Origin of the sequence: Paractinoplanes toevensis, from assembly GCF_018332695.1 — a bacterium.
Classification (GTDB): Bacteria; Actinomycetota; Actinomycetes; order Mycobacteriales; family Micromonosporaceae; genus Actinoplanes; species Actinoplanes toevensis.
In genome coordinates this window covers 75088-100952 of record NZ_BOQN01000067.1, presented here as the reverse complement: position 1 = coordinate 100952, position 25865 = coordinate 75088, and the positions used below count along the sequence as shown (strand labels likewise).

Below are 25865 nucleotides of genomic sequence, written 5' to 3'. Positions count from 1 at the left end.
GACCCGCCCTTACCGGTTGTTACGACTGGACTCAGAAGTCCATGTCACCGCCGCCCGGGGCGCCGGCCGGAGCCGGGTTCTTCTCGGGCTTGTCGGCCACGACGGCCTCGGTGGTGAGGAACAGCGCGGCGATCGACGCGGCGTTCTGCAGCGCCGAGCGGGTGACCTTGGCCGGGTCGATGATGCCCGCGGCCAGCAGGTCGACGTACTCGCCGGTCGCGGCGTTGAGGCCGTGACCCGCTTCGAGGTTGCGCACCTTCTCCACCACGACGCCGCCCTCGAGGCCGGCGTTCACGGCGATCTGGCGCAGCGGGGCGTCGAGCGCGAGCTTCACGATCTGCGCGCCGGTCGCCTCGTCGCCGACCAGGTCCAGCTTCTCGAACGCGGTCTTGCCGGCCTGAACCAGCGCGACGCCACCACCGGGGACGATGCCCTCCTCGACGGCCGCCTTCGCGTTGCGAACGGCGTCCTCGATGCGGTGCTTGCGCTCCTTCAGCTCGACCTCGGTGGCCGCGCCGACCTTGATGACCGCAACGCCGCCGGCCAGCTTGGCCAGGCGCTCCTGCAGCTTCTCGCGGTCGTAGTCGGAGTCCGACTTCTCGATCTCGGCACGGATCTGGTTGACCCGGCCCTGGATCTGCTCGGCGTCACCGCCACCGTCGACGACCGTGGTCTCGTCCTTGGTGATGACGATCTTGCGAGCCGAGCCCAGCAGGCTCAGGTCGGCGTTGTCGAGCTTGAGGCCGACCTCTTCGCTGATGACGGCGCCACCGGTCAGGATGGCGATGTCCTCCAGCATGGCCTTGCGGCGGTCACCGAAGCCCGGGGCCTTGACGGCGACGGACTTGAAGGTGCCACGGACCTTGTTGACCACCAGGGTCGCCAGGGCCTCGCCCTCGACGTCCTCGGCGATGATGACGAGCGGCTTGCCGCCCTGCATGACCTTCTCGAGGACGGGGAGCAGGTCCTTGACCGCGGAGATCTTGCTGTTCGCGATCAGGATGTAGGGGTCGTCGAAGACGGCCTCCATACGCTCGGCGTCGGTCATGAAGTACGCCGAGATGTAGCCCTTGTCGAAGCGCATGCCCTCGGTGAGCTCGAGCTCGAGCCCGAAGGTGTTGCTCTCCTCGACGGTGATGACGCCTTCCTTGCCGACCTTGTCCATGGCCTCGGCGATGATCTCGCCGACCGTGGAGTCACCGGCGGAGATGGAGGCGGTGGAGGCGATCTGCTCCTTGGTCTCCACGTCCTTCGCCAGCTGCGAGAGAGCCTCGGAGACGCTGGCCACGGCGGCCTCGATGCCCCGCTTGAGGGCCATCGGGTTGGCGCCGGCGGCAACGTTACGCAGGCCCTCGCGGACCAGAGCCTGGGCGAGAACGGTCGCCGTCGTCGTGCCGTCACCGGCCACGTCGTCGGTCTTCTTGGCGACCTCCTTGACCAGCTCGGCGCCGATCTTCTCGAAGGTGCCCTCGAGCTCGATCTCCTTGGCGATGGATACACCATCGTTGGTGATCGTGGGAGCGCCCCACTTCTTCTCGAGCACGACGTTGCGGCCCCTGGGGCCGAGCGTCACCTTGACGGCGTCGGCGAGCTGGTTCATACCACTCTCGAGGCCGCGACGAGCTTCCTCGTCAAATGCGATGATCTTGGCCATTCGGCTGTGTCCTCCTGGACATTCGCGGTGCCGGGCCGCGAGGCCCCGCATAACCCGCACGTTGCGGAGATCTGCGGACGTCACCACCTGGCGATGTGACGTCCTCAGGCCGAGCCGGATTAGCCCGCGACGACCGACCCCGTGCCGCGGCGTCGATGGCGACGCCGTGACCGAGACCCCACCGTCCCGACCTGCTTGGCACTCACCTGTCAGGAGTGCCAAGGACCTGTTTAGCACTCCCAGGGGTCGAGTGCAAGAAAACGCCACCTTGCGCGCACCGGTGCGAGGGTCAGTCGAGCTCGGGCGCGGACAGCGCGGCATAGAGGGACTTGCTGGTCACCGGGCCCTCCGCCCGGCGACCCTGGCAGTAGGCCACCAGCGCGGCCATCGCCCAGAGCAGAACGGTGGGCACCGACACCACGGTCGAGGCGATGCCACCCCAGGCGGCCTCGGCGAGCCGGGGCAGCACCGTGACCGCCAGCGAGGCGACGATCAGTCCGCCCAGCGGCATCATCGAGGTCAGGTGGGCGGCCCGGCGCCGGCCGTTGCCCCGCTCGATCAGCACGACGCAGCCGAGCACCCCGGTGAAGGTGAGCACCGCGGTGGAGACCAGGGTGAGGCCGACGGCGAGCGGACCGGCCACCGCCGGGCCGAGCCGATCGGTGGTGAGCACCAGCGGCAGCGCCTGGGTGATCACGCCGAAGGCGGCGAACCACAGCCAGAGGGCCCGCAACCGGTAAGCCACCAGGCGCCACACCGCGGCCGGCCGGGGCGGGACGCCGAGGGTCGCCCGATAGACCGCCACCCCGACGGTGCCGGCCAGGCCGATCACCAGGGGCAGCGCGGACACCGTGAAGAAGGCCAGCCACATCAGCGGGAGCAGCAGCAGGGCGAAGCCGCCGAGCAGGTCGGACAGGGCGGGCGCGGCCACCACCGTGTCGTCCACCCGGCCGACGAAGAAGTGCGTCGGGACCGCGGCCAGCAGGCCGACCGGCGACAGCGGCACCCCGCAGCGCAGCGCCACGCCGCCGAACCGCTCGGCCCAGCCGCGCAGCCCGGAGCCCAGCGGCGGGACCAGTGGATCGTCCTCGTCGGCGACCGGAACGGCCGGCCCGCCCGGGCGGGGCAGCTCGACCGTCCGCGACTCCGGGTCGAACGGATCGGCGCGCTCGACCACCACGTCACCGACGAGGTGCAGCGCGTCGTTGCGGTCCATCGACACACTTTGCCTCAGCGAAGCTGCAGTCCGCCACCCGGTCGGCTTCCCGGCAACAGGTTGCCCGGGCTGCTCCGGCAGGGTAGGCAGGACCACGTGGAGAGCTGGCGGGTGCACCGGGTGACGGCCGACGACGCGGCGCGCATGCGGGCGCTGCGGCTGGAGATGCTCGCCGACACCCCGCTGGCGTTCCTGGAGACCCTCGCGGCCGCCGCGGCCCGTCCGCACGAGGCCTATCGGCAGCGCATCGCCCACGCGGCGCAGGGTTGCCAGCTGGCCCAGTTCGTGGCCGACCCGGGCGGCCGGTCCCGGCTGGTCGGGCACGCCGGCGGCACGGTCCTGCCGGAGGAACCGGACGAAACGGTGATCTTCGCGGTCTACGTGACCCCGTCGAGCCGGGGCGGCAAGGTGCTCGCCGAGTTGGTCGAGGCGGTGGCCGCCTGGTCGCACGAGTGCGGGCGGGAGCGGTTGATGCTCGAGGTGGTGGTCGGCAACGACCGCGCCGTCCGGGCGTACGAGAAGCTCGGTTTCGAGGACACCGGCGAGCGGGTGCCGCACCCGGTGCTGCCCGTCCTCACCGAGCTGCGGATGCGCCGGCGGATCTGATGGGGCCCCGGGCGCGCACCCTGCTCACCGCGATCAACGGCACGACCGCGGTGGGGCTGCTGGTCGCCGTGACGGGCGGGGCCAAGATCCGGCGCGGCCGAGACGGCGTGCTGATCGGGGAGGGTTACCGCCGCCGGGTGCCGCCCGCGACCTGTTTCACGGTCGGCTCGGTGATCATGTGCCGGCGCAGCGCCGAGTGGCTGCTGGCCGAGGAGCGGTCCGCCCTGTTCGGCCACGAGTGCCACCACCGCGGGCAGTACGCGGTGCTCGGCCCGCTGTTCTGGCCGGCCTACTGGGCCGCCTGCGGCTGGTCCTACGCCGCCACCGGCTCGTGGGGCAGCCGGAACTTCTTCGAGAAGCGGGCGGGCCTGCACGCCGGCGGCTATCCCGTCGATCCGCCGGTGCGACCGTGGATGAAGAAGCTCAAAGGTCGTGCTGCCAGTGGACCACCGACTCCACCACCCGGAAGCCCATCTCCCGATTGATCCGCAGCATGTGCTCGTTAGTCGCGGCGTTGAAGGTGTCGATCACCTTCAGGCCGGGCTGGTGGGTGCGGGCGTGGGCCAGGTTGGCCAGCTTGACCAGCAGTCCGAGCCGGTGGCCGCGGTGGGCCGGGGCGACCAGCGTGGCGTTCTGCCAGGCATGCTCGCCGCCCTCGATCGCGCAGTTCAGCGTGGTCCAGGCGACCAGGCGATCGCCGTGCAGGGCTCCGGTGTGGAAGGTGACCCGGCCGCGCTTGGTGCGGCTCTCCTCGGTGGCCCGCACCCGGGCGGCGTCGACTTTCTCCGGCTCCCAGTCCAGGTCGCCGATCGGCGCCTCCTCCAGGAACATCGAGTCGAGCGTCGCGACGTCGTCGATGACCTCCTCGGGCGGCACCCCGCTCCACTGGATCAGGCGGTAACCGGCCGCCCGCTCCCACGCGGCGGCCAGCATCGCGTCGTAACCCGTCTGATCGGCCGCACCCAGGTCGAGGCGGCTGCGCAGCTCCTCGAGCGCGGCCCGGGCCCCCACCGAGGTCGCGAAGACCACACTCGACGGGCGCTGGATCGACTGGGACAGCAGGCGCAGCCGGCCCTGCGCCCGGGTGCGTTCGACGGCCACCTCGTACAGCGCGCGGCCCACTCCGCGCCGCCGCGCGGACGGCGCCACCAGCAGGTCGACGTGCACGTTGCCGAGGTTGTCGACCTGCGGGTACATCAGCTCGAGGTAACCGGCGGGCTCGTCGTCGAGGCGGGCCAGATGGTATTCGGCGGTGTGGCCGGCGGGCGGCGTCGTCAGCCGGGCGGCGAACACCTCGCGGCTGTGGATCGGAGCGTCCGGCTGATCGTGCTCGGTGCAGGCCCGGTCGATCTCGTAGGCATCGTCGGGTGACACGAGTGGATCGATGATTACGGACATGGCCGCCACCCTGCCGGGCAGCGGCCATGCTGTGCCACTTATTTTGGCTAAACGATTTTGGTCGGGAGGACGAACGCACAGCGCCTCCGGCGCTGGGTCGTTGGGCACCTCGAGAGATTGTCGCCAAGCTCGGAGGTGAGGGGCCACGTACGGCGTCGGCCCTCCCGCAGAGAGCATCCTGCCGACACTGAGATCGGTGCGCAAGTCCTCTGCGGATGGAATCTTCAACTTAAGGCAGACTAGTGGTTACTGAGAGTTATCCCAGCAGGCCGGCTTCGCGGGCCCCGCGGAGCGACGGCTTGATCGTGTGGGTGGGCCCGACCAGGTCGGCAACCGCGTCGAGCGTCTTGAGACCGTCGCCGGTGTTGTAGACGACCGTCTCTTTCTCCGGGTCGAGCTTGCCGCTCGCCACCAGCTTCTTGAGCACGGCCACGGTGGTGCCGCCGGCCGTCTCGGCGAAGATGCCGGTGGTCTCGGCGAGCAGCCGGATGCCGTCCCGGATCTCGTCGTCGTCGGCGTAGTCCATCCAGCCACCGGTGCGGCGGACCGCCTCGATCGCGTACGCCCCGGCGGCCGGGTCGCCGATGTTCAGCGACTTGGCGATGCCGGTCGGCTTGACCGGGACGATCTGGTCGGTGCCCTGCTGCAGCGCCGTCGCGATCGGGTTGCAGCCGGCCGACTGGGCGCCGAACACCACCCAGCCGCCCTCGGGCGCGGTGGCCAGGCCGATCTCGACCAGCTCGGAGAACGCCTTGTCCACCTTGGTGAGCAGCTCGCCGGAGGCCATCGGGATGACGACCTGGGCCGGGATGCGCCAACCGAGCTGTTCGGCCACCTCGTAGCCGAGTGTCTTGGAGCCCTCGGCGTAGAACGGGCGCACGTTCACGTTGACGAACGCGGTGTCCTCGAACTCGTCGGTCTCGACCAGTTCGCCGCAGAGCCGGTTCACGTCGTCGTAGGAGCCCTCGATGGCGACCAGCTCACCGCCGTACACCGCGGTGGTGATGATCTTGCCTTGTTCCAGGTCGTGCGGGATGAAGACGATGCTGGGGGCGCCGACCCGGGCCGCGTGGGCGGCGACCGAGTTGGCCAGGTTGCCGGTCGAGGCGCAGGCGAAACGGGTGAAGCCGAGGCCGCGGGCCGCGGTGAGGGCCACCGAGACGACCCGGTCCTTGAACGAGTGGGTCGGGTTGGCCGAGTCGTCCTTGACGTACAGCGGCGCGCGCAGGCCGACCGCGGCGGCCAGGGCCGGCGACTCGACCAGCGGGGTCAGGCCGGGGTCGAGGGTGACCCGGGTGGCCGGGTCCTGTCCGGCCGGGAGCAGACCGGCGTAACGCCAGATGTTCTGCGGGCCGGCCTCGATCTGCTCACGGGTTACCCGCGCGAGGGCGTCCTGGTCGTAGGCCACCTCGAGCGGGCCGAAACACTCGTAGCACGCATGCTGCGCGACCAGCGGATATTCGGCGCCACAGGCGCGGCAGACGAGGCCGCGGGCCGGCGAAGTGGTAGCACTGGGTGAACTGACGGCAGACGTCATCGAGGCCTTCCCTCTCATCTTTCCTCGGCGGCAATCTGCCGAGCGAGGACGGAATTAGCACCTGCCGCGCGGCGGCCTCTTCTTCGAGACTTGCGCGGTGGTTGCCGGGGCTTCACAGGGCCGTTCCCTCTGCCCCTCTGGATGAGGTATTCAGTTGTGTTTCCAACACCTTACGTCTGCCTCAGGGACTTTCCGCCAGCAGAATCCCGAGGTGTGAGCCGGACAACGCCTACGAGGTGATGTCCTTCCGGGTGAAGCGCCAGAACGCTAGCGACCAGAACAGGGTGGCGTAACTGATCGCCGCGATCGCGCCCTTGACCAGGTCATCGACCTGCGGCGGGGTGGACAGCAGGCCGAGCCAGGCGTCGCTGAAATGGGTCGGCAGCAGGTAGCGCAGGTTACCCAGGGCGGTGATCTGGTCGAGGATGCTGGACAGGATCCAGAGCAGCACGGCACCGCCGACCGCGCCCAGCGCCGCGTCGGTCAGCACCGACAGCAGGAAGGCCAGGCCGGCCACCACCAGCATGATGACGGCCAGGTAGGCGACGATGCCGAGCAGCCGCAGCAGACCCTGCCCGGGCGGCACGGCGGCCGCGACGGTGCTGCCCAGCGGGTGCCAGCCGTAGCGCAGGGTGCCGACCAGCAGGCCGGTCGCGGCCAGGATCAGCAGCGCCACCAACGAATAGCCGAGCGCCACCACCAGCTTCACGGCGAGCAGCCGGACCCGGGGCACCGGGATCGCCAGCAGGTAGCGCAGGCTGCCCCAGCTCGCCTCGCTGGCCACCGGGTCGCCGCAGAACAGTGCCACCACCACGACCAGCAGGAAGCCGGCCGAGACGGCGAGGCAGAACAGCGCGAAGTTCAGGCCGCCCGAGGTGGCCAGGTCGACCAGGCTGCCGAACGCGCCGCCGCCGTTGCCGTCGTCGTCGCCGTTGTTCCCGCCGAACTCGAAGGCGACCAGGATGATCAGCGGCAGCAGCACCATGAAGCCGAGCGCCAGCTGGGTGCGCCGCCGCGACGCCTGCCGACGCACCTCGGCCCAGATCGGCAACGTCGCCGCCGGCCGGTAACCCGTGACCGCGCTCATCGGTCCCCACTCCCCCGCGAGTTGTCGCCCACCAGGGCCAGGAAGGCATCCTCGAGACGTCTGCGTGGCACCACTCGGTCCACGTCCACGCCGGCCCGCACCAGCGAGGCCACCGCCTCGGACCGGGACGTGCCGTTCATGTCCACGATCAGGCCGGACACGCCGTCGGGGGTCACCGACCGCACGCCCAGCTCCTCCAAGATCAAGGAGGCGGCCGGCACGTCGGAGACCTCGATCTGCACCGACGGCGACTCGCCGACGATGTCCTCGACCGGGCCGGACGCCACGATCCGGCCCTTGTTGACCACCACCGCGTGCGTGCAGGTCTGCTCCACCTCGGCGAGCAGGTGGCTGGAGACCAGTACGGCCCGGCCGTCGGTGGCGTAGCGCTTGAGCACCCGGCGCATCTCGGCGATCTGCGGCGGGTCGAGGCCGTCGGTCGGTTCGTCCAGCACCAGCAGCTCGGGCAGGCCGAGCATGGCCTGGGCGATGGCCAGTCGCTGCCGCATGCCGTGGCTGTACTTGCGGGTCTTGCGGTGCACCGAGTCGCCCAGGCCGGCGATCTCCAGGGCCTCGTCGAAGTGCGCGTCGGCCGCCGGCCGGCCGGTCGCCCGCCAGTACGCCTTCAGGTTCTCCAGGCCGCTCAGGTGCGGCAGGAACCCCGGCCCCTCGACCAGGGCGCCCACCCGGGACAGGATCGGCGCACCCGGCATCAGCCGGTGGCCGAAGACCAGCGCGTCGCCCGCGGTCGGCATGGTCAGGCCCATCAGCACCCGCAGCGTCGTGGTCTTGCCCGCGCCGTTCGGCCCGAGCAGGCCGACGACCTGCCCACGTTGCACCGCGAAACTGATCTCCTCAACGGCGACGAAGCCATCCGCGTACGCCTTCCGCAGCCCCCGCACCACGAGCGGCGTCTCGGCGTACTCCTCGATCGTCTCGTCGTGCCGGCGGCGCCGCAGGCGGCGGCGGACCAGCAGGACCACCGCGAGACCCAGCGCGATCACCAGCAGCAGACCGCCGAGCACCCAGCGCCACACGGTCTGCGGGTTGGCGATCGGGGTGCCGACGACGGTCGGCAGGGTGATCGCCGACTCGACCTGCACGGTGTAGACGGCCGGTTTCGCCGGGGTGAGGAACGCCTGGTCACTGGTGGCGACGACAACTCGGACGGTGTGCCCGGTGTCGATCCGCCGGACGATCGCGGGCAGTGTCACGGTGACCGGCTGGGCCTGCTCGATCGAGGTCGGCAGGCCGGTGAGCCGCACCGGCGCGATCAGCCCGGCGCTGAGCGTCTCGGCACCGGCCTCGTCGACGTCGTAGAGCTTGACGAACAGCGTGGCCTCGCCGGTCGGCGACGCCGCGCGCAGCCGCACGGTGGGCGCGCCGGCCACGTCGATCGCGCCGGCCACCGGGGTGGACTCGAACGTGGCGTGCTGGCCGGGGATGTCGGCCGCGACACCACCGCCGAGCAGTTCGCTCAGCCGGCTGCCCGCGCCGGGCAGCGAGGACAGCGCGGCCGGGTTGCCGTTGGGCGGGTTGGCGACCGGCTGCGCCGGCCCCGAGAGGGAGACCTGGGTGCTTCCGGTTCCGCCCAATCCGGGGTACTCCTCCGTCGAGTACCCGTTGGTGACCAGGCCGCGGTCGAGTGCGCTGAAACCGGCCACGCGCGAGTAGGTGAAGTCGTCCGAAGGGGTGCCGCCCTCGCCCTTCAGGTAGTGGTCGAGCCACTGGACGGTGAGGTATTTGACCCGGTCCTGGTCGGTCTGCGGACCGGCGCCGCCGTCGTGGCCGCCGGTGAACCAGGCGACCTTCACCGGGGTGCCGGTCGCGGCGATGCCCTTGGCGTTGGCGTCGCCCTCGGAGAGCGGGAAGAGCGTGTCCACCGCGCCCTGGATCAGCAGCGTCGGCGCCTTGATCTGGTCGAGCACGGTGGCCGGGCTCGACTTGCGGAGCACCTCCAGCGTCTTCGCGTCGGCCGTGCCGCTGGTGGCGAGCTGAAGGTAGGCCGCGCAGACGTCGGCCGCGAAGCGCCCGCAGGCCGGATCGCTGTCCGCCGGCTCGGGCGCGTCGGGGAGCAGGCTCGCCGCGCCGTTGCCGAAGTACAGGCCGGCCCAGCCCTTCTTGAAGACACCGGTCGCGCTGGTGTCGGCCGACTGCTGGAGGAAGACGTTGGTCAGGTCGTTCCAGGTGATCGACGGGACGATCGCGTCGACCCGGGCGTCCTGCCCGGCCAGCAGCAGAGCCAGCGCGCCGCCGTAGGAGCCGCCGACCACACCCACCCGCGGGTCGCCGGCCGCGTCCAGCTGGATCTCCGGCCGGGCGGCCAGCCAGTCGAGCAGGCCCTGAGCGTCGCGCACCTCGTAGTCGGGGCTGTCCAGGTGGATCTGGCCGCCACTGCGGCCGAAACCCTGAGCGGTCCAGGTCAGCACGGCGTAGCCACGGTCGGCCAACTCCTCGGCGTTGTCGCTCACCGACTCCTTGGTGCCGCCGAAACCGTGCGCGAGCAGCACCGCCGGCACCTTGCCGCCGCGGTCGCGCGGGAGGTAGAGGCGGGCGTCGAGGTCGACGCTCTCGGCCCCGGCCGGCCCGGTCTTGACGGTGATCCGCTCGTCCGCGCTGGTCCAGCCGGGACGGTCGGGCCACACCGCCCAGCCGACCAACCCGGCGACCAGGACGAGGACCACCGAACCGGAGACGACACGGCGGCGAGTGGGCCGGGGCAGCGCACGGCGCAGCCGGCTCGACAGTGACATGCGGCAAAGCTATCCGGCGCAGTCTGAGTCCGTGCTGTGAGCGGTCTCAGCGCGGGCGTGTCAGCGATAGCGTGGACCCACAACATCCAGACGATGGAGGGCATCCCGCGGTGGCCGAAGAACTGACGCTGACCGTCACCACCCAGTCGGCGCCCCTGGACGCCCGCCGTGGCGTCGTCCGGCTGCACCCCGAGGTGATGGCAGCCCTCGAGATCAACCCCGGAGATCCGGTACGCCTGGTCGGCCGGCTCACCACCGCCTGCCGCGCGATACCGACCAAGTCGGCCGACGCGAGCCGCGGCCTGCTCTACGCCGACGACCTGATCATCGGCAATCTCGGGCTGCGCGACGGCGGCCAGGTCACCATCACCAAGGTGCCGATCGTGCACGCCCGCCAGGTCACCCTCGGCGGACCGGCCGAGATCGTCGCCCTGGTCTCGCCCGAGATGCTGCGGCTGGCCCTGCTGGGCAAGGTGGTCAGCGCGGGCGACGATGTCTCGCTGCTGCCGCAGGACGTGCTGCCCGGCGACCACCGCGCGCTCGTCGAGACGGTCACCCCGAGCCTCAAGAACCGGCTCGGCTACAGCTTCACCAGCGCCCTGCTCAACGTCACCGCGGTCGACGACGCCGACGCCGCCCTGGTCAGCCCCGACACGGTGGTGGGCTGGGTGGGCGGTCACCACACCGCCGGCGGCCCGACCGGCTCGGTCGCGGTGGCGGCGAGCTCACCGGCGGCCACCGACCCGGAGGTGCCGCCGCCCAGCCTCGACGACCTGCCCGGCCTGCGGGCCCAGGCCAAGGAGCTGGAAGAGCTGCTCGACCTCGGCTTCCACCACGGGGAGGTGCTGGCCCGGCTCGGCACCAAGGTCTCGCTCGGCGTACTCATCTCGGGTCCGTCCGGGTCGGGGAAGTCCGCGCTGGTCCGGGCGGTGGCCACCCGGGTCGGCGCGCGGGTGCTGCCGGTCTGGGGGCCCGAGCTGGCCGCGCTGACCAACGACTCGGCCGCCGCCCGGCTGCGCGGCCTGGCCCGGGACGCGCGCGGCGACGGGCCGGCCGTGCTGCTCGTCGCCGACGTCGAGGCGCTCGCCCCGCGCGAGGAGCCGGGGCCCATCTCCACCGTCTTCCACCAGGTGCTCGAGGAGATCGTGCGGGCCGGCGTCGCGGTGGTGTGCACGACCAGCCGGCCCGAGTCGGTCGATCCGTCGCTGCGCGCGCCCGACCTGCTCGCGGTGCAGCTCGCCGTCCCCCTGCCGGACGCGGCCATGCGGCGGGAACAGCTGGGCGTGCTCACCCGCGGCATGCCGCTCGCCGAGGACGTACGCCTGGACGACGTCTCCGGCCGTACACCCGGATTTGTCGCCGCCGACCTCGGCGCTCTCGCCCGCGAAGCGGGGGTCCGGGCGGCCCTTCGTCAGAAGGACGCCGAATCACCCACCGTGACCATGGCGGACTTCGAGGCCGCGCTCGACGTGGTGCGGCCGACCTCGATGGCCGAGTCGACCCTCGAGGTCGCGGCGGTGACCCTGGACGACGTCGGTGATCTCGTGGACGTCAAGCAGATGCTCACCGAGTCGGTGCTGTGGCCGCTCACCTACCCGGACACGTTCGCCCGGCTCGGCGTCTCGCCACCGCGCGGCGTGCTGCTCTACGGTCCGCCCGGCTGCGGCAAGACCTACCTGGTCAAGGCGATCGCCGGGACGGGGAAGGCCAACGTGCTCTCGGTCAAGGGCGCGGAACTGCTCAGCAAGTGGGTGGGTGACAGCGAGCGGGCCGTGCGGGAGCTGTTCCGGCGGGCCCGGGAAGCGGCCCCCACCCTGGTCTTCCTCGACGAGGTGGACGCGCTGGCGCCGACCCGCGGGCAGGCCACCGACGGCGGCACCACCGACCGGGTGGTGGCGGCGCTGCTCACCGAGCTCGACGGGGTGGAAGACCTGCGCAACGTCGTGGTGATCGGGGCGACCAACCGGCCCGATCTGATCGACCCGGCGCTGCTGCGGCCCGGCCGGCTCGAACGGCTCGTCTACGTGCCGCCGCCGGACGCCTCGGCCCGGGCCGCGATCCTGCGGGCGTCGTCGAAGGCGGTGCCGCTGGACAAGTCGGTGGATCTCGACGAACTGGGAGCCGCGCTGGAGGGTTTCTCGGCGGCGGACTGCGCGGCGCTGATCCGGGAGTCGGCCCTGGCGGCCATGCGGGACTCGCTGGAGGCGTCGACGGTCACCGCGGAGAACGTGGCTACCGCCCGTAAGCGGGTGCGGCCCTCGCTCGATCCGACTCAGGTGGCCTGGCTCGAGGCGTACGCCTCGACCCATCAGCCCGGCTGATCATCGACGCCGGGTGCGGGCCCTCGTGGCCCGCAGCCGGCGCAGGCGGCCGACCAGGACCGGGTCGTGCTCGGTGGCCTCGGGCTTGTCGAGCAGGGCGTTGAGCACCTGGTAGTAACGGGTCGAGGACAGGCTGAAGGTGTCGCGGATGGCCTGCTCCTTGGCGCCGGCGTGCTTCCACCAGCGGGCCTCGAACGCGAGGATGTCTCGCTCACGTTGGGTGAGACCGGCGGGGTTTTCGGGCGGCGCGCTTTCCGCCGGCCGCGGTGCCGGAATGTGCTGGGTGGACTCTTCTTCGGACGGGTCCGCGGCGGCGGGCTGCATGGTGCTCCAAATGCGAAGGCGAGGGGCCGCCAGCAGCATATGTTGCCGACGACCCCGCCGCATGACCCGCCCGACGTTACCTCACGTAATGTCCCGCTTACGCATTGTCCACATAGCGGCACCCACCACGAGCACCAGAATGACGACGAGGGCGCTGCCCGCCATCTGCCAGGTGATCGTCAACGTGTCCGGCTGGCAGGCCCCGCGCACGTCGTAATTGCAGGCGTCGTAGTCCTGGGCGACGTACTCCTTGCTCATCCACGCGATCACCCAGAACGGCGCGAGGAAGAGCTCGGGAAACTTGACGTGGGCGATCCCCAGCACCGCGGCCACGCCGAACTGGAAGACCACGATCACACCGATCGCGACGCCCAGGGCCATCGCCGTGTGCCGGCCCAGCGAGGCCAGCCCGAAGCCGAGCGCACCCGCCGCCAGCACCAGCACGAGCGCCCGCAACTCCATGAGCCCGAACGACTGCCACGTCCCGGACGTCATGCCGATGGTGTTGCCGCGGGTCTTCGCGACGCCCCAGAAGGCCACCGTCCAGATCGCCGCGACCACCACCGTCAGCACGGTCGCACCGACCAGCAGCGCGGCCAGCTTCGTGGACAGCACCTGCAACCGGCGCGGACGCCAGAGCAGCAGGTTCATCATGCCGCCGCTGCTCCACTCGGCGCCCACGAAGGACGCGCCGATCACGAACGCCGCCAGCGCCAGCACCGCGGCCAACGTCGTGATCATGTCGGGCAGGTTGTCCTTCAAACCGAAGGTGGGCGGCATGTACCACTCGGGGTTGAAGTCCGACTCGGACGGCGCGCTGATCTCGCAGTTCGGCGGGAACTCACTGGCCCGCGGAGTGCCCTGTACCGACTCGCACTCCGCCCTGATCTGCTCGGTGGCGGCCACCGACTGCTTGTACTCGGCCTGCGCCCGCGCGGTCGCCTGAGCAACCTGATCCGGCCCCACCTTCTCATTGGTGAGGAACACACCCGCCAGCACCGCGGCCAGGATCAGCAGCGCGCCGACCGTGAACAGCTTGGTGAACCGCCGCTTGACCAGCCGGCGCGTCTCCGCTCGATACAGACTCACTGACCCCACCCCGCCGCCACCTGATCCACCTGACGGTTCTGCCCATCGACCGGCGCGGTGCCGGTCAACTCCAGGAACACGCTCTCCAGGTCGGCCGCGACCGGCGTCAGCTCGCTGACGTAGATCTGCCGCTCGGCCAGGATCCGGGTGATCTGCGCCGGGTTGCCGGCGTTACCCACCGTGAAGAAGTCGGTGCCGAGGTCCACCTGAGCACCGGCGGTCCGCAGGATCTCGGCCGCCCCGAGCAGATCGATACCCGGCTCCAGCCGCACCTTCACCGACGACGACGTGTGCGTGGCCAGCACGTCGGCCACCGATCCGGCCGCCACCCGCCGCCCCGCCGCGATGATCGTCACCGAGTCGCAGATCAGCTGGATCTCTCCGAGAATGTGGCTGGACAGCACCACCGTCATGCCCGACTCGGACAGCGTGCGCATCAACGTCCGCATCTCCCGGATGCCGCCCGGGTCGAGCCCGTTGGCCGGCTCGTCGAGAATCAGCAGCCTCGGCTCCTTGAGCAGCGCCGACGCCACCGCGAGGCGCTGCTTCATACCGAGCGAGTAGGTGCGCACCCGATCCTTGGCCCGATCCCGCAGCCCGACCAGCTCCAACACCGCGTCGACCCGCTCCCGCCGCACCCCGCCCGCGTCGGCGAGCAGCGACAGCGTGTCCCGCGCGGTGAAGTTCCCGAAGAACTGCGGGCTCTCCACGATCGCGCCGACCTGCCCCGCCACCGCCGGCAGATGCGCCGGCACCTCCTGCCCGAGGATCGACATCCGGCCACCGTTGGGCCGGATCAGCCCCAGGAGGGTACGCAGCGTGGTCGTCTTCCCCGACCCGTTGGGCCCGAGGAATCCGTGCACCTGCCCGGCTTCGACCACCATGTCGAACCCATCGAGCGCCCGGCGCACGCCTTTCCGGCTGCGATAGGTCTTCTGCAGCCCAGCTATCTCGAGTACGGCGTCCATGCCGCGAGACTCTAGGCAGCACCGTCAATATCCGCTCGCACGAAATGCCGAAATCTCCCGCTGTAGGTACTCATCTTCGGCTTCGACCACCCGGACGATGTCCCTCAAACGAGCGCCCCACGAGGGGATGGACCTGCCAGTACTCGCCCGGCACCCGCAGCACGGAGGCCAGCAGGTCCCCCGGATAGTCCCCTCGGCGAGCGGTTCCGCCGCGAGCACATCGAGGGCGATCGGTACCAGCACGTCCAGCCCGACCTGCGGCTATCCACGCGGCACGAACCGCTCGGCGCGGAAGATCAGACCTTTGCCGTACGCGCCGCTCCACTCCCGTGGCACGCGGTCCCGGCCGGTGCAACTCACCCTCCGCGCGCCCGCTGCGGGCGGGCCCGGCCCAAGCTCGCAACCCCAACCCACCTACCGGCCAGGACGAACAGCCCGGGCGACGGCCATCGACCTCCCGCACGGTGGTCGCTGCTCTCGGATATCGGGTCGACGTCCCGCATCACGGGCACAGTCCTGCCTGATGAGCAGCGCTTCCACAACCTGGGCCACCCAGCGGTCAAAAGAACATGACATATCGCCCATGTCCGACGCTGACCGCTCGGCCAGACGCAATCTTGTGGACTTGCCGTGAGGACAGAGCGGCTACTCCACAAGATCTGCGTTGCCGGGCGTTGCCGCGCGGGGCTGCGTGCGTGTGTCGTTGCGCGAGAGTCGCGGCACGTGCTGGTGTGGCCCGCTGCTTGCGGGGTGGCGGCGGTCGGGTGATGGTGCGGTTGTCGAGGGTGTCTCCCGTACCGGAAAGTGGGTTTGATTCTCCCGACCCCGACCTCAAAAGGTGCCTAGGCGCTGATCACCTGGACGCCGGCCTCGCGGAAGGCGGCCACCGTGGCGGCCGGCGCGCCCGAGTCGGTGACCAGGGTCTCGACCTTGGTGATGGGGCAGATCCGGGCGAACGCGTGGCCGCCCAGCTTGGACGAGTCGGCGATCACCACGACGCGCTTGGCCCGGGCCACCATCAGGCTGTTCATCGCGGCCTCCCCCTCGTGGTGGGAGGCCGCGCCCAGCTCCACGTCGAGGGCGTCGACGCCGAGCAGGACGATGTCCAGGGTGACCTCGTTGAGCAGCGCGCCGCCGAGCGGGCCGACCACCTCGAAGGACTGCGGGCGGACCACGCCGCCGGCCACCACGATCTTCATGCGGGAGCGGACCAGCAGCTCGTTCGCGATGTTCAGGGCGTTGGTGACGACCGTCAGCTGGGAGCCCTCACCGCCGGTGTTCAGGTCGGGGCGGACCGCCAGGGCCCGCGCCACCTCGGTGACCGTGGTGCCGCCGTTGAGGCCGACCACCGTGCCGGGGGTGACCAGGCCGGCCGCGGCCTCGCCGATGCGCTGTTTCTCGGCGGAGTGCTTGGCGCTCTTGTAGCGCAGCGGCAGGTCGTAGGAGACGCCGTTGGCGACCGCGCCGCCCCGGGTCCTGGTGATCATCTGCTGCTGGGCGAGCTGGTCGAAGTCACGCCGAATGGTGGCCTGCGAGACGTCGAGGCGCGATGAGGCGTCCTCGACGCTGACCCGACCGGTCTCCGTGAGTAACTCGAGCAGGGCATTCCACCGCGCGTACCGGTCCACCAACCACTCCCGATGCACGTTTCGTGATAAGTGTGTGCACATTAGTGCGCGAAAGGCCGGGATGCAAAGCTCGCCCCTTGCGCGGTCGGGGGATGACTGTTGCGTCCACGCCTGCCCTCCGCGCAGAATAACGCTCGAAAGTGCCGGGAACCGCGCGCTTATGCGCAGCCGCGACGATGCGAACTGCCTTTGAGACCGAAGGGTGGCCCATGACGTACGTCAAGGCGGAGATCGCAAGCCAACCGGACTGCTGGCGGCTCGCCGCGAAGCTGGCCGATTCACCGGGCCTGCCTGTCCGCGGTGAGCGGGTCGCGGTGGTCGGTTGCGGCACATCGTGGTTCATGGCCAAGGCGTACGCGGCGCTCCGCGAGCGGGCCGGACACGGCGAGACCGACGCGTTCCAGGCTTCCGAGTTCCCGCACACCCGTAAGTACGACCGGGTCGTCGCGATCACCCGCTCGGGCACCACGACTGAGGTCGTCGAGCTGCTCAGCACCCTGCCGACCACGACGGTGATCACCGCCGACAGCGAGCAGCCGGCCGCGGCCATCGCCACCGCGGCGATCGTGCTGGACTTCGCCGACGAGCAGGCGGTGGTGCAGACCCGCTTCGCCACCAGCGCCCTGGCCCTGCTCCGCGCCCACCTGGGCGAGGACATCGAGTCGGTGGCCGCGGACGCCGAGGTGGCCGTGCGGATGCCGCTGCCGGTGCACCCGGCGCTGGCCGAGCAGATCACCTTCCTGGGCCGCGGCTGGACGGTCGGCCTGGCCGAGGAGGCCGCGCTGAAGTGCCGCGAGGCCGCGATGTTCTGGGCCGAGGCGTACCCGGCGATGGACTACCGGCACGGGCCGATCTCGATCGCCGCGCCGCGCCGGGTGGTGTGGGCGTTCGGCGAGATCCCGGTCGGGCTGGCCGACGACGTGGAGGCGACCGGCGCCCTGTTCGTGCACAGCCGCCACCACGGCGGTTACGCCGCGCTGGGCAGCTGGTGCGGCGGCCGGGCCCCGCTCGATCCGATGGCCGACCTGGTGCTGGCCCAGCGGGTGGCGGTGCTGCTCGCCACCAGTCAGGGCCTCGACCCCGACCACCCGAGGAACCTGACCCGATCAGTGGTCCTGGCGTGAGCGGGCCCGTCGTCGTAGCACTGGACGTCGGCGGAACAGGCATGAAATGCGCGTTGGTCCGCCCGGACGGCACCGTCCTGCACGAGGAACGGCATCCCACCCTGGCCGCCCGCGGGCCCGAGGCGGTCACCGAGAACATCCTGGAGATCGCGGCCGGCCTGGCGGCACGGGCGGAGAACCCGATCGCGGTCGGCATCGCCGTCCCGGGCGTGATCGACGAGGAGAACGGCGTCGCGGTCTGGTCGTCGAACGTGGGCTTCCGCGACGTACCCCTGCGGAAGCTGCTCACCGACCGGCTGGGGTTGCCCGCGGCGCTCGGCCACGACGTCCGCGTCGGCGGCCTGGCCGAGGCCCGCCTCGGCGCCGGCCGCGGCCAGCGCTACGTCCTTTTCGTCGCGATCGGCACCGGGATCGCCGCCGCGCTGGTGGTCGACGGCAAAACCTACGGCGGAGCCCACGGCGCGGCCGGCGAACTGGGCCACATCGTGGTGCGACCGGGCGGCACACCCTGCCCGTGCGGCGCGCGCGGCTGCCTGGAGGCGGTGACGTCGGCCCGGTCGATCGGCCGCCGCTACGCCGAGATCTCCGGCAACCCGGAGGCAACCGCTTTCGACGTCGTCGGCCGACTCGATCAGGACCCGGCGGCCCGCCAGGTCTGGCAGGAGGCCGTCGACGCCCTGGCCGACGGCCTTCTGACCGCACAGGCCCTCTACGACGTGGATGTCCTGGTCCTGGGCGGCGGGCTGGCCGAGGCCGGCGAGGCGCTTCTCGAACCGCTGCGGGGCGAGCTGGAAAAACGCCTGACCTTCCACCGGATGCCGCGGATCGTCAAAGCCGAACTGGGCGACACCGCCGGATGCAAGGGCGCGGCCCTGCTGGCCCTCGACCACCTGGAGAAAGCTTGATCAGCGGCCAGATCGTCCGCCCCGGCGCCGTGATCCGCGGCCACCTGCACCTCGACGGCCCGCTGATCGGCGAGATCACCGAGGACGACCGGGCCGGCGACGACATCATCGTGCCCGGCTTCGTCGACCTGCACTGCCACGGCGGCGGCGGGCACACCTTCACCGAGGGCGACCCGGGCGACGCCCGCGCGGCCGCGGCCTTCCACCTCGCGCACGGCACCACCTCCCTGCTGGCCAGCCTGGTCAGCTCCCCGTTCGACCTGATGCGCGACGCCACCGCCGCCTATCTGCCGCTGGTGCGGGCCGGTGTCATCGCGGGCGTGCACTTCGAGGGGCCGTACCTCTCCGGGGCGCGCTGCGGCGCGCAGAACCCGGAGTTCCTCCGGGACCCGTCGGTCGAGGAACTGTCCGCGCTGGTCAAGCTGGGCGAGGGCACGGTACGGATGGTGACCGTCGCGCCCGAGCTGCCGGGTGCCCTGGACGCCATCGCCTTCCTCCGGGACAACGGTGTGGTCGCGGCGATCGGGCACACCGACGCCTCGTACGCCGATGTCCTGGCCGGCGTCGCGGCCGGCGCGACCGTCGGCACCCACCTGTTCAACGGGATGCGCCCGCCGCACCACCGCGAGCCCGGCCCGGTGATCGGCCTGCTCGCGTCGACCGCGGTCTGCGAGTTGATCGCCGACAACATCCACCTGCACCCGGGCATGCTGGCGTTCGCCGCGACGACCGCCGGACCGGACCGCGCCGCCCTGATCACCGACGCGATGGACGCCACCGGCATGCCGGACGGCGTCTACGACCTGGGCGGTCAGGAGGTGATCGTGGCGGACCGGGTGGCCCGGCTGGCCCGCAACGGCTCGATCGCCGGCAGCACGCTGACCATGGACGCGGCGCTGCGCAACGCGGTCGCCGCCGGGATCTCCCTGCCGGACGCGGTCACCATGGCCACCGCCACCCCGGCGAGGGTGCTGGGGCTGGCCGACCGCGGCGAGATCGGGGTGGGCAAGAAGGCCGACCTGGTGGTGCTCGACCCCGACCTGCGGGTCAGACGTGTGATGCGGGGCGGGACCTGGATTCGGCCCACCACCGGGTAGGGATCCGCTCGATCAGCCGGGCCAGGAACAGTCCGAGCAGGGCGCCCGCCACCGAGTCGGTGACCCAGTGGAAGCCGGTGTAGACCGTGGTGCAGAACAGGATCGTCACCGGCACCACCCGCACCGCGATCCACTCCCAGCGGCCCAGCGGGCGACCCAGCAACGCGGCCACCAGCAGCGCTATCACCGCGTACCAAACCATGCTGTTGCCCATGTGGCCGGAGGGATAGCTCATCGCCTCGACGCCGGAGGCGGCGGGGTTGAACATGATCGTCTTGTCCGGGCCGTCGAAGCGCGGCGCCGCCCGGTCGGCCCAGATCTTCAGCGGGCCGATGGTGATGTAGGTGAGCACGAACGCGGCCGCGAACGGAATCACCGCCCGCCACGACCGGGTGCGCCAGAACAGCAGACCGGTCAGGATCAGGCCGATCGGCATCAGCACCTGACCGCCCTGACCCAGGTAGTTGAACACTCGGGCGGTCCAGTAGATCGGGGCCGGTTGGTGGGCGAACGACCAGTCGGCCACCCGCTGGTCGAAACCCAGCAGATGGCCGTCGATCAGGGCGGCGGTCAACGCCACGAACGCCGCCACCAGGGCGGCGTCGATCCACCAGCGTCGGAGGGACGAGATCACGCCCTCAAAACTAGAGGAGGCTGCGCAACTTGGTGAGGAGCAGGTCACCGCGGACGCCGGAGTTGGGGCAGCCGCCGAAGTGGTGCAGCGCCACCACCTTGTTGGTCTTCCTCGACAGCACCGGCGAACCCGACGAACCACCCTCGGTGTCGCAGTAGTAGGCGACGTCCGAGCCGGCCGTGTAACCGGTGTAGCCCGGGTTGGTCACCGAGCAGTTCCCGGCCTTCTCGCCGAGCGAACCGGCGATCCGGGTGGGCTCACCGGCCGGGTGCTGCGGAACGTAGAGTTCCTGGTTCTTGGCCGGGCGGGCGGCGTCGAGCTCGAGGAAGCCGAACTTCTTGACGGCCTCGAAGTCGTCGACCGTGAAGAGCGTGTAGTCATAGGTGTGGTCGGTCGACAGCACCTGCTTGCCCCACACCTTGGTGGGCCGGAAGACGTCGTACCCGCCGCAGGTCGCGCACTGGTAGTTGAACCAGACCTCGGTGTCGTAGGCCTCGCTCGACGAGGTGAAGCAGTGGTTGTTGGTGAGCATGCGGTTCTTGATGCCGACCCGCCAGCCGGTGCACAGCTCGGTGCCGTTGATCAGGAGCCGGGCGATGGCCTTGGACTTGGTGTAGGCGACCGGGTCGGCCGAGCGGTAACAGACCGCGTCACTCGACGTGTCGCTGCCGCACACCGATTCCTCCCGGCCGGTGCGGCCGGGCGGGGAGAGCTGCGACTCCGGCTGCCGCTCCTGTTCGGTACGGCTGAAGCCGCGCGCGACCCGGTCGACGCCGACGCCGAGGGTGCCGAGCAGGTCGCCGACCCCCAGCGGGTTGACCGCGCGGTGCATCTCCAGCACGGCGGTGTCCCCGGTGACCGACATCGCCCACTTGTCGATGGTCCTGGTCTCGGTGACCTTGGGAGCGTCGTAGCGGTAGGACTCGGTGCCGTCCGCGTTCGAGACGGTCAGGTAATCGCCGGGCAGCATCGCCATGCGCTTGAAGTGCAGCTTGACGTAGGACGCGCCCGGGTAGCTGAACGTCTCCTTCCGCGGGCTCCGGCTCAGGTAACCGAGCAGCCGGTCGACGCGCAGCAGCTCGCCGACGCGCTGGCGGCCGTCGACGGCGCCGGACTCCAGCGGCCGCTCCGCCGCCGGCCCATCCTCTGCCGCCGACTGCTCCGGCGTCGATCGCTCCGGCGCGGGGGCGACGACGTCGCCCTTGGCCTCGCCCGGCACCGCCTCGTCAAGCCGCGCGGCGCCGGGTGACGCCGGGTTCGGGCGTTCCGCTTGACCCGCTGAGACAGGCGTACGGGCGATGCCGGGTGCCTCGTGCCAGGTGCCGACCGGGCGGCCGTCGTCACCGGCGTACCGCCACGCCGTGACGCCCGTCGCGCCGGCCAACACCAGGGCCGCGCACGCCCCGGCGGCCACGCCTGCCTTACGTCGCATCTCAACCGCCATTCACGTCATATCACGGGAAATCTGAACCGATCCAGCGTTCTCGAACCTGTGTAACGAGCCACCTGCGGCCGCGACGCGCCGCGGCGACGGGCACACTGGTTGGGTGCGCATCACGTCCGCTCTCATCGACCCGGCGCTCCTCGAGCTGCCCTGGAGCATCCCGCTGGAGGAATGGCCCGCCGACCACCTGGTCGCGCTTCCGCAGGGCATCTCCCGGCACATCGTGCGGTTCGTCAAGCTCAACGACGTGGTCTACGCCCTCAAGGAGACCCGGGAACGGATCGCCGAGAAGGAGTACGACCTGCTGCGCGCCCTTGAGCGCATCGACTTCCCGTCGGTTGAGGCGATAGCCACCGTCACCGACCGGCTCGACGTCAACGGCGAGCCCCTGGAGACCGTGCTGGTCACCCGGCACCTGCAGTTCTCGCTGCCCTACCGGGCGCTCTTCTCGCACGTGCTGCGGCCGAACACGCTCAACCGGCTGCTCGACGCGATGGTCGCGCTGTTCGTCCGGATGCACCTGACCGGCTTCTTCTGGGGTGACTGCTCGCTGTCCAACACCCTCTTCCGGCGGGACGCGGGCTCGTTCGCGGCTTACCTGGTGGACGCCGAGACCGGCAATCTTTATCCCAAGCTGTCCGAGGGCCAGCGCAGCGAAGACATCGAGATCATGCGGGTGAACGTCTTCGGCGAATGCCTCGACCTGCAGGCCGCCGAGCTGCTGCACGAGTCGATCGACCCGGAGCAGGTGGTCGACGACATCGTGGCCCGCTACGAACGGCTGTGGCACGAGGTCACCTACGAGCAGGAAATCGCCCAGCGGGACACCCGGCACGACCTCGAGGGCCGCATCCGCCGGCTCAACGAGCTCGGCTTCGACGTGGCCGAGGTGGCGATGTCCACCGTGGACGGCGGCATCCGGGTGCGCCCCAAGGTTGTCGACGCCGGCTACCACACCCGCCGCCTGCTGCGCCTGACCGGCCTGGACGCCGAGGAAAATCAGGCCCGGCAGCTGCTCAACGACCTGGACACCTATCGGGCCGAGAGCGCGCTCACCGACGAGCAGCAGGCCGCGCACCGGTGGCTCACCGAGGTGTTCGAGCCGGTCGTGCGGGCCGTCCCGCACGGCATGCGCCGCAAGCTGGAGCCGCAGGAGATCTTCACCCAGATCATCCAGCACAAGTGGCTGCTGTCCGAGAAGGCCGGGCGCGACGTGGGCATGGCCCCGGCCGTGCAGTCCTACCTGACCGACGTGCTGGCCAAGAAGCCCGACGAGCAGGCCGTACTCGGCGTCGAGGTCAGCTCACTGCCCGCCGTCTAGCCGGTCAGGGGTGCCGCCGCCTGCTGGCGAAGTGCTCGCAGGCCGGCCCGGCGGGCCACCACCACGACCTCGTCGCCCGGGCTGAGCACCCGGCGCGGGTCGGGCTGCCAGTCGACCCACTGTTCGCCGGCCGAACGCATCGCGATCACCCGGGCGCTCTGCGGGCGGTCGACCCGGCCGAGCGGTGCACCGTCCAGATCGGACCGGGCCGCCACCTCGGCCGTGGCGACCAGCAGCGCGTGCCGCCCGACCGGGATGGTGGCGAGCACCTCGCGTTCGAGGAGCGCGGCCGCGAACGCCGGCGCGCACAGCCGGGGCACACTGCGCGAGATGTTGATGTCGAAGACGTCCTGGACGCGGGTGGCGAAGTCGTCGTCGAACAGCCGCAGCACCACCCGCAGGTCGCTGCGGGCCGCCCGGGCGTGCAGCGCGGCCTGCAGGTTCACGGCGTCGTCGGTGGAGACCACGACGAGTGCCCGGCAGGTGTCGATCGACGCCGCCCGCAACGTCTCGGCCTGCGACGCGTCCCCGACGATCACCGGCCGGCCGAGTTCCTCGGCGACCCGGACACCGCGCGCGTCCGGCGCCACGTCGATCCCGACCACGTCCACGCCGAAGTCGTTCAGCTGCCGCAGGATCCGGGTGCCGACGTTGCCGAGACCGACCAGCACGACGTGGTCGGCGTGCTCGCCGAACACTTCGCCCCGCTCCCGGGCCAGCCGGGTCTTCACCACCCCGTCGACCACCGCCGCGGTGATCAGCGGCAGCAGCGCGACCCCGGCCACGGTCAGCACCAGCTGGGCGGCCTGGGCGATCGGCCGACGGTCCGGCTCCACATCGGAGGAGCCGACGACGGTCAGCATGGTCAGGTAGATCGACTCCCAGAAGCCGTGCACCCCGGTGTATCGGGTGAGCACCGCCCCGGCCGCGACCGTCAGCGTCACCGCGATCGCCACCGCGACGGTCAGCTTGCGGGTCATGCCCACCCGCAACGCACGGCGTACGGAAAGGCGCCTGGATCTTGCCGGTCGCCGCCGGGCCGCCGCCGGCCCGGACGACCGGCCGACCGCCTCGGCCAGCACCAGGTCGGCCGGGCGGCCCTCGTCGTTGCCCGGCAGCACCACGATCTGCCCACCGTCGGCCGGCGCGGTCAGTGGCAGCACCACGCTGCCGTCCGCCGCGTCCTCGCGCCGGGTCACGTAGAGGGTGCGGCCGGCGTAGCGGAAGTGGGTGGGCGCGACCTCGCCGAGCGCCGCCGAGACGAACGCCGGGGCGGCCATCGCGGCGTCGGACAGGACCGCGCAGTCGGTGAAGAGACGACGCACATTCTGTGCGAGACCGGTGGTGAACATTCGGATCACCAACCGCAGATCGCCCTCCACCGCGCGGGCGCAGAGGGCCGCGTGCAGGTTCACCATGTCGTCCGGCATGGCCAGCGCGAGGCCGGCAGCACCGGCCAGTCCGGCCTCCCGGAAGGTCCGCTCGTCGAGCCGAGCCGCCGTGATCACCCGGACGCCGCGGGCCTTCAGATCGTCGAAGTTCGGCACGTCAGGGCGCAGATCGGGTGGGGTGATGACGGTGATCCGCAGGGGCCGATCGGCACTGATCAACTCTTCGGCGACGGTGTAGACGAGAGCATCCGAACCGCAGACCACCACATGTGGACGGTCGTCCCCGGAACGATCGCGCAGACGTGACACCAAGTCCTTGATCGGTTCGCCGGGCACACCCGCGATGTTATCGAGCCGGAACCCGCCGGTGGGGCGAGTCGTTGCCCTTTCCGACGCTATTCGCCCGAGTTTGCACAGTTGTCACCCAATCCCGATTGCCTGGAGGAAATTCAGTGCGCAAGTTCTGGTATGCCGGTGCGGTCGTCGCTGGCGGGATCTTCCTGTTCGGTGCCGCCGCCCCCGCGCAGGCCGACCTGCTGCCCGGAACCGGCACGGCGGAACAGCAGGCGGACGAGCAGCTCGCCAACCTGCTCGGCCGCTCCAACGGGGCCACTGTGGAGAATCCGCTCCGCCACAGCACGCTGGGCAACACACCGCTGGGCGCACCCCCGCTGCTGGACGTCGCCGGCGGCAACAACGGCACCGACCTCAAGCCGGCCCTGACCGGCGAGTCCGCAGACGATCCGCGCCCAAACCTGCCGGCGGCCGACGTGGTGAGCGGCGCGCTGAGCCGCCCGATCGGCGACGCGAACAGCCGCAACGTCAACGTGCCGCAGCTGAACGGCATGGGCGGCATGTCCGTGGGCGACATGCCGATGCGCAGCGTCTTCAGCGGCATCCCGCTCTTCAGCGGCCTGCTGCCGGACGGTGGCACGCCGAGCGCGGTGCGGCCCACGACCCCGCGTCAGGCCGAGGCCTTCCGCGGCGGTGTTCCCCTGCTCGGCGGCCTCGGCGGCCTGCTGCCGGTGAACGGTCTGCCGACGGCCGACCCGGTCGGCGAGGCCCCGGACACCTCCGGCCTTCCGGCCGGCGGCCTGGCCGTCATCCCGGCCGCGGCGACCGGCCAGGCCCCCGCCGAGCCGGCCGCCGACGACACCCCGAAGCCCGCCGCGAGTGACCCGGCCAAGCCCGCCCCGGCCACGAGCAGCCCCGCCGAGCCGGCCGCCGACGAGACGCCGACCCCGGCCGCCACCCCCGACGACCCGCGCCTGCACGAGGAGCCGATCGACGGCGAGGCCCGCCGCGACTTCTCCCCCGACGGCCGCCCGGTGGCCGGCATCGACGAGCAGTACAAGTAGTACCTACGCC

General features: G+C 71.1%; 21 protein-coding genes and 1 riboswitch. Of the genes, 8 read left to right on the top strand and 13 right to left on the bottom strand.

The features are described 5' to 3' along the window. Positions 1-31: 31 nt before the first annotated feature. Together groL and Ato02nite_RS26605 are read right to left on the bottom strand one after the other, a co-directional pair. Complete coding sequence (gene groL / locus Ato02nite_RS26610) at positions 32-1654, bottom strand: chaperonin GroEL (RefSeq protein WP_213009358.1); 1623 nt, start codon at positions 1652-1654, stop codon at positions 32-34. Positions 1655-1943: 289 nt separating this feature from the next. Continuing rightward, positions 1944-2870, bottom strand: a complete 927-nt coding sequence (locus tag Ato02nite_RS26605; RefSeq protein ID WP_213009357.1) for a hypothetical protein — start codon at positions 2868-2870, stop codon at positions 1944-1946. 144 nt (positions 2871-3014) lie between these two features. On the opposite strand from Ato02nite_RS26605, the gene Ato02nite_RS26600 reads away from it, so the two are divergent. Next, positions 3015-3476: a GNAT family N-acetyltransferase gene (locus tag Ato02nite_RS26600; RefSeq protein ID WP_213009417.1), complete on the top strand. Its 462-nt coding sequence runs from the start codon at positions 3015-3017 to the stop codon at positions 3474-3476. Then, the gene (locus Ato02nite_RS26595; RefSeq protein ID WP_213009356.1) at positions 3476-3961 is read left to right on the top strand and encodes a hypothetical protein; all 486 of its coding nucleotides are present in this window, start codon (positions 3476-3478) and stop codon (positions 3959-3961) included. Before Ato02nite_RS26600 ends, Ato02nite_RS26595 begins: the two co-directional genes overlap by 1 nt. Here Ato02nite_RS26595 and Ato02nite_RS26590 read toward each other — a convergent pair. The 4 genes from Ato02nite_RS26590 to Ato02nite_RS26575 all read right to left on the bottom strand — a co-directional run bounded on the left by Ato02nite_RS26590 (position 3900) and on the right by Ato02nite_RS26575 (position 10251). Beyond that, positions 3900-4874: a GNAT family N-acetyltransferase gene (locus tag Ato02nite_RS26590; protein ID WP_213009355.1), complete on the bottom strand. Its 975-nt coding sequence runs from the start codon at positions 4872-4874 to the stop codon at positions 3900-3902. The genes Ato02nite_RS26595 and Ato02nite_RS26590 overlap by 62 nt on opposite strands. 256 nt (positions 4875-5130) lie before the next feature. Further along, on the bottom strand, positions 5131-6411 hold the full coding sequence (thrC, locus tag Ato02nite_RS26585; protein ID WP_213009354.1) for a threonine synthase: 1281 nt from the start codon (positions 6409-6411) through the stop codon (positions 5131-5133). 11 nt (positions 6412-6422) lie between these two features. Then, positions 6423-6559: riboswitch (SAM riboswitch) on the bottom strand. 81 nt (positions 6560-6640) lie between these two features. Further along, the gene (locus Ato02nite_RS26580) at positions 6641-7498 is read right to left on the bottom strand and encodes an ABC transporter permease (protein ID WP_213009353.1); all 858 of its coding nucleotides are present in this window, start codon (positions 7496-7498) and stop codon (positions 6641-6643) included. Then, complete coding sequence (locus tag Ato02nite_RS26575) at positions 7495-10251, bottom strand: alpha/beta fold hydrolase (protein WP_213009352.1); 2757 nt, start codon at positions 10249-10251, stop codon at positions 7495-7497. The genes Ato02nite_RS26580 and Ato02nite_RS26575 overlap by 4 nt, the downstream gene beginning before the upstream one ends. A 110-nt stretch (positions 10252-10361) precedes the next feature. Here Ato02nite_RS26575 and Ato02nite_RS26570 point away from each other — a divergent pair, with 110 nt between their 5' ends. Next, positions 10362-12572 (top strand): AAA family ATPase, encoded by a 2211-nt coding sequence (locus Ato02nite_RS26570; protein ID WP_213009351.1) that lies wholly within the window; start codon positions 10362-10364, stop codon positions 12570-12572. Here the strand turns inward: Ato02nite_RS26570 and Ato02nite_RS26565 are convergent, their stop codons facing one another. From Ato02nite_RS26565 to Ato02nite_RS26550, 4 genes are all read right to left on the bottom strand, one after another. After that, positions 12573-12896: a DUF3263 domain-containing protein gene (locus Ato02nite_RS26565; protein ID WP_213009350.1), complete on the bottom strand. Its 324-nt coding sequence runs from the start codon at positions 12894-12896 to the stop codon at positions 12573-12575. Between the two features lie 81 nt (positions 12897-12977). Next, positions 12978-13985 (bottom strand): ABC transporter permease subunit, encoded by a 1008-nt coding sequence (locus Ato02nite_RS26560; protein WP_213009349.1) that lies wholly within the window; start codon positions 13983-13985, stop codon positions 12978-12980. Further along, the gene (locus Ato02nite_RS26555) at positions 13982-14953 is read right to left on the bottom strand and encodes an ATP-binding cassette domain-containing protein (RefSeq protein ID WP_213009348.1); all 972 of its coding nucleotides are present in this window, start codon (positions 14951-14953) and stop codon (positions 13982-13984) included. The genes Ato02nite_RS26560 and Ato02nite_RS26555 overlap by 4 nt, the downstream gene beginning before the upstream one ends. 842 nt (positions 14954-15795) lie before the next feature. After that, a complete protein-coding gene (locus Ato02nite_RS26550) occupies positions 15796-16581 on the bottom strand; it encodes a DeoR/GlpR family DNA-binding transcription regulator (RefSeq protein ID WP_213009347.1) in 786 nt (261 codons plus the stop codon). Positions 16582-16790: 209 nt separating this feature from the next. Here Ato02nite_RS26550 and Ato02nite_RS26545 point away from each other — a divergent pair, with 209 nt between their 5' ends. Genes Ato02nite_RS26545 through nagA form a run of 3 tightly spaced genes read left to right on the top strand, consistent with a single transcriptional unit; the run spans position 16791 to position 19707 of the window. Further along, on the top strand, positions 16791-17705 hold the full coding sequence (locus tag Ato02nite_RS26545) for an SIS domain-containing protein (protein ID WP_213009346.1): 915 nt from the start codon (positions 16791-16793) through the stop codon (positions 17703-17705). Further along, positions 17702-18610, top strand: a complete 909-nt coding sequence (locus Ato02nite_RS26540; protein ID WP_213009345.1) for an ROK family protein — start codon at positions 17702-17704, stop codon at positions 18608-18610. Before Ato02nite_RS26545 ends, Ato02nite_RS26540 begins: the two co-directional genes overlap by 4 nt. Beyond that, complete coding sequence (nagA, locus tag Ato02nite_RS26535; protein ID WP_438873076.1) at positions 18610-19707, top strand: N-acetylglucosamine-6-phosphate deacetylase; 1098 nt, start codon at positions 18610-18612, stop codon at positions 19705-19707. The genes Ato02nite_RS26540 and nagA overlap by 1 nt, the downstream gene beginning before the upstream one ends. On the opposite strand, the gene Ato02nite_RS26530 is transcribed toward nagA, so the two are convergent. Together Ato02nite_RS26530 and Ato02nite_RS26525 are read right to left on the bottom strand one after the other, a co-directional pair. After that, the gene (locus Ato02nite_RS26530; RefSeq protein WP_213009343.1) at positions 19658-20341 is read right to left on the bottom strand and encodes a phosphatase PAP2 family protein; all 684 of its coding nucleotides are present in this window, start codon (positions 20339-20341) and stop codon (positions 19658-19660) included. The genes nagA and Ato02nite_RS26530 overlap by 50 nt on opposite strands. Before the next feature lie 10 nt (positions 20342-20351). Continuing rightward, on the bottom strand, positions 20352-21773 hold the full coding sequence (locus tag Ato02nite_RS26525; protein WP_213009342.1) for a trypsin-like serine peptidase: 1422 nt from the start codon (positions 21771-21773) through the stop codon (positions 20352-20354). A 115-nt stretch (positions 21774-21888) separates the two neighbouring features. On the opposite strand from Ato02nite_RS26525, the gene Ato02nite_RS26520 reads away from it, so the two are divergent. After that, entirely contained in the window at positions 21889-23106 is a 1218-nt protein-coding gene (locus Ato02nite_RS26520) for a DUF4032 domain-containing protein (RefSeq protein WP_213009341.1), read from the top strand. On the opposite strand, the gene Ato02nite_RS26515 is transcribed toward Ato02nite_RS26520, so the two are convergent. Beyond that, positions 23103-24833, bottom strand: coding sequence for a potassium channel family protein (locus tag Ato02nite_RS26515; protein ID WP_246607436.1), 1731 nt, complete (start codon positions 24831-24833; stop codon positions 23103-23105). The genes Ato02nite_RS26520 and Ato02nite_RS26515 overlap by 4 nt on opposite strands. A gap of 116 nt (positions 24834-24949) precedes the next feature. Here Ato02nite_RS26515 and Ato02nite_RS26510 point away from each other — a divergent pair, with 116 nt between their 5' ends. Then, positions 24950-25855 (top strand): hypothetical protein, encoded by a 906-nt coding sequence (locus Ato02nite_RS26510; RefSeq protein ID WP_213009340.1) that lies wholly within the window; start codon positions 24950-24952, stop codon positions 25853-25855. The last annotated feature ends 10 nt before the right edge of the window (positions 25856-25865 follow it).

Excerpts from the sequence above, each read along its gene's own strand:
- groL (WP_213009358.1), bottom strand. The coding sequence starts at position 1,654 with ATGGCCAAGATCATCGCATTTGACGAGGAAGCTCGTCGCGGCCTCGAG.
- Ato02nite_RS26605 (WP_213009357.1), bottom strand. The coding sequence starts at position 2,870 with ATGGACCGCAACGACGCGCTGCACCTCGTCGGTGACGTGGTGGTCGAG.
- Ato02nite_RS26600 (WP_213009417.1), top strand. The coding sequence starts at position 3,015 with ATGCGGGCGCTGCGGCTGGAGATGCTCGCCGACACCCCGCTGGCGTTC.
- Ato02nite_RS26595 (WP_213009356.1), top strand. The coding sequence starts at position 3,476 with ATGGGGCCCCGGGCGCGCACCCTGCTCACCGCGATCAACGGCACGACC.
- Ato02nite_RS26590 (WP_213009355.1), bottom strand. The coding sequence starts at position 4,874 with ATGTCCGTAATCATCGATCCACTCGTGTCACCCGACGATGCCTACGAG.
- thrC (WP_213009354.1), bottom strand. The coding sequence starts at position 6,411 with ATGACGTCTGCCGTCAGTTCACCCAGTGCTACCACTTCGCCGGCCCGC.
- Ato02nite_RS26580 (WP_213009353.1), bottom strand. The coding sequence starts at position 7,498 with ATGAGCGCGGTCACGGGTTACCGGCCGGCGGCGACGTTGCCGATCTGG.
- Ato02nite_RS26575 (WP_213009352.1), bottom strand. The coding sequence starts at position 10,251 with ATGTCACTGTCGAGCCGGCTGCGCCGTGCGCTGCCCCGGCCCACTCGC.
- Ato02nite_RS26565 (WP_213009350.1), bottom strand. The coding sequence starts at position 12,896 with ATGCAGCCCGCCGCCGCGGACCCGTCCGAAGAAGAGTCCACCCAGCAC.
- Ato02nite_RS26555 (WP_213009348.1), bottom strand. The coding sequence starts at position 14,953 with ATGGACGCCGTACTCGAGATAGCTGGGCTGCAGAAGACCTATCGCAGC.
- Ato02nite_RS26545 (WP_213009346.1), top strand. The coding sequence starts at position 16,791 with ATGACGTACGTCAAGGCGGAGATCGCAAGCCAACCGGACTGCTGGCGG.
- Ato02nite_RS26525 (WP_213009342.1), bottom strand. The coding sequence starts at position 21,773 with ATGCGACGTAAGGCAGGCGTGGCCGCCGGGGCGTGCGCGGCCCTGGTG.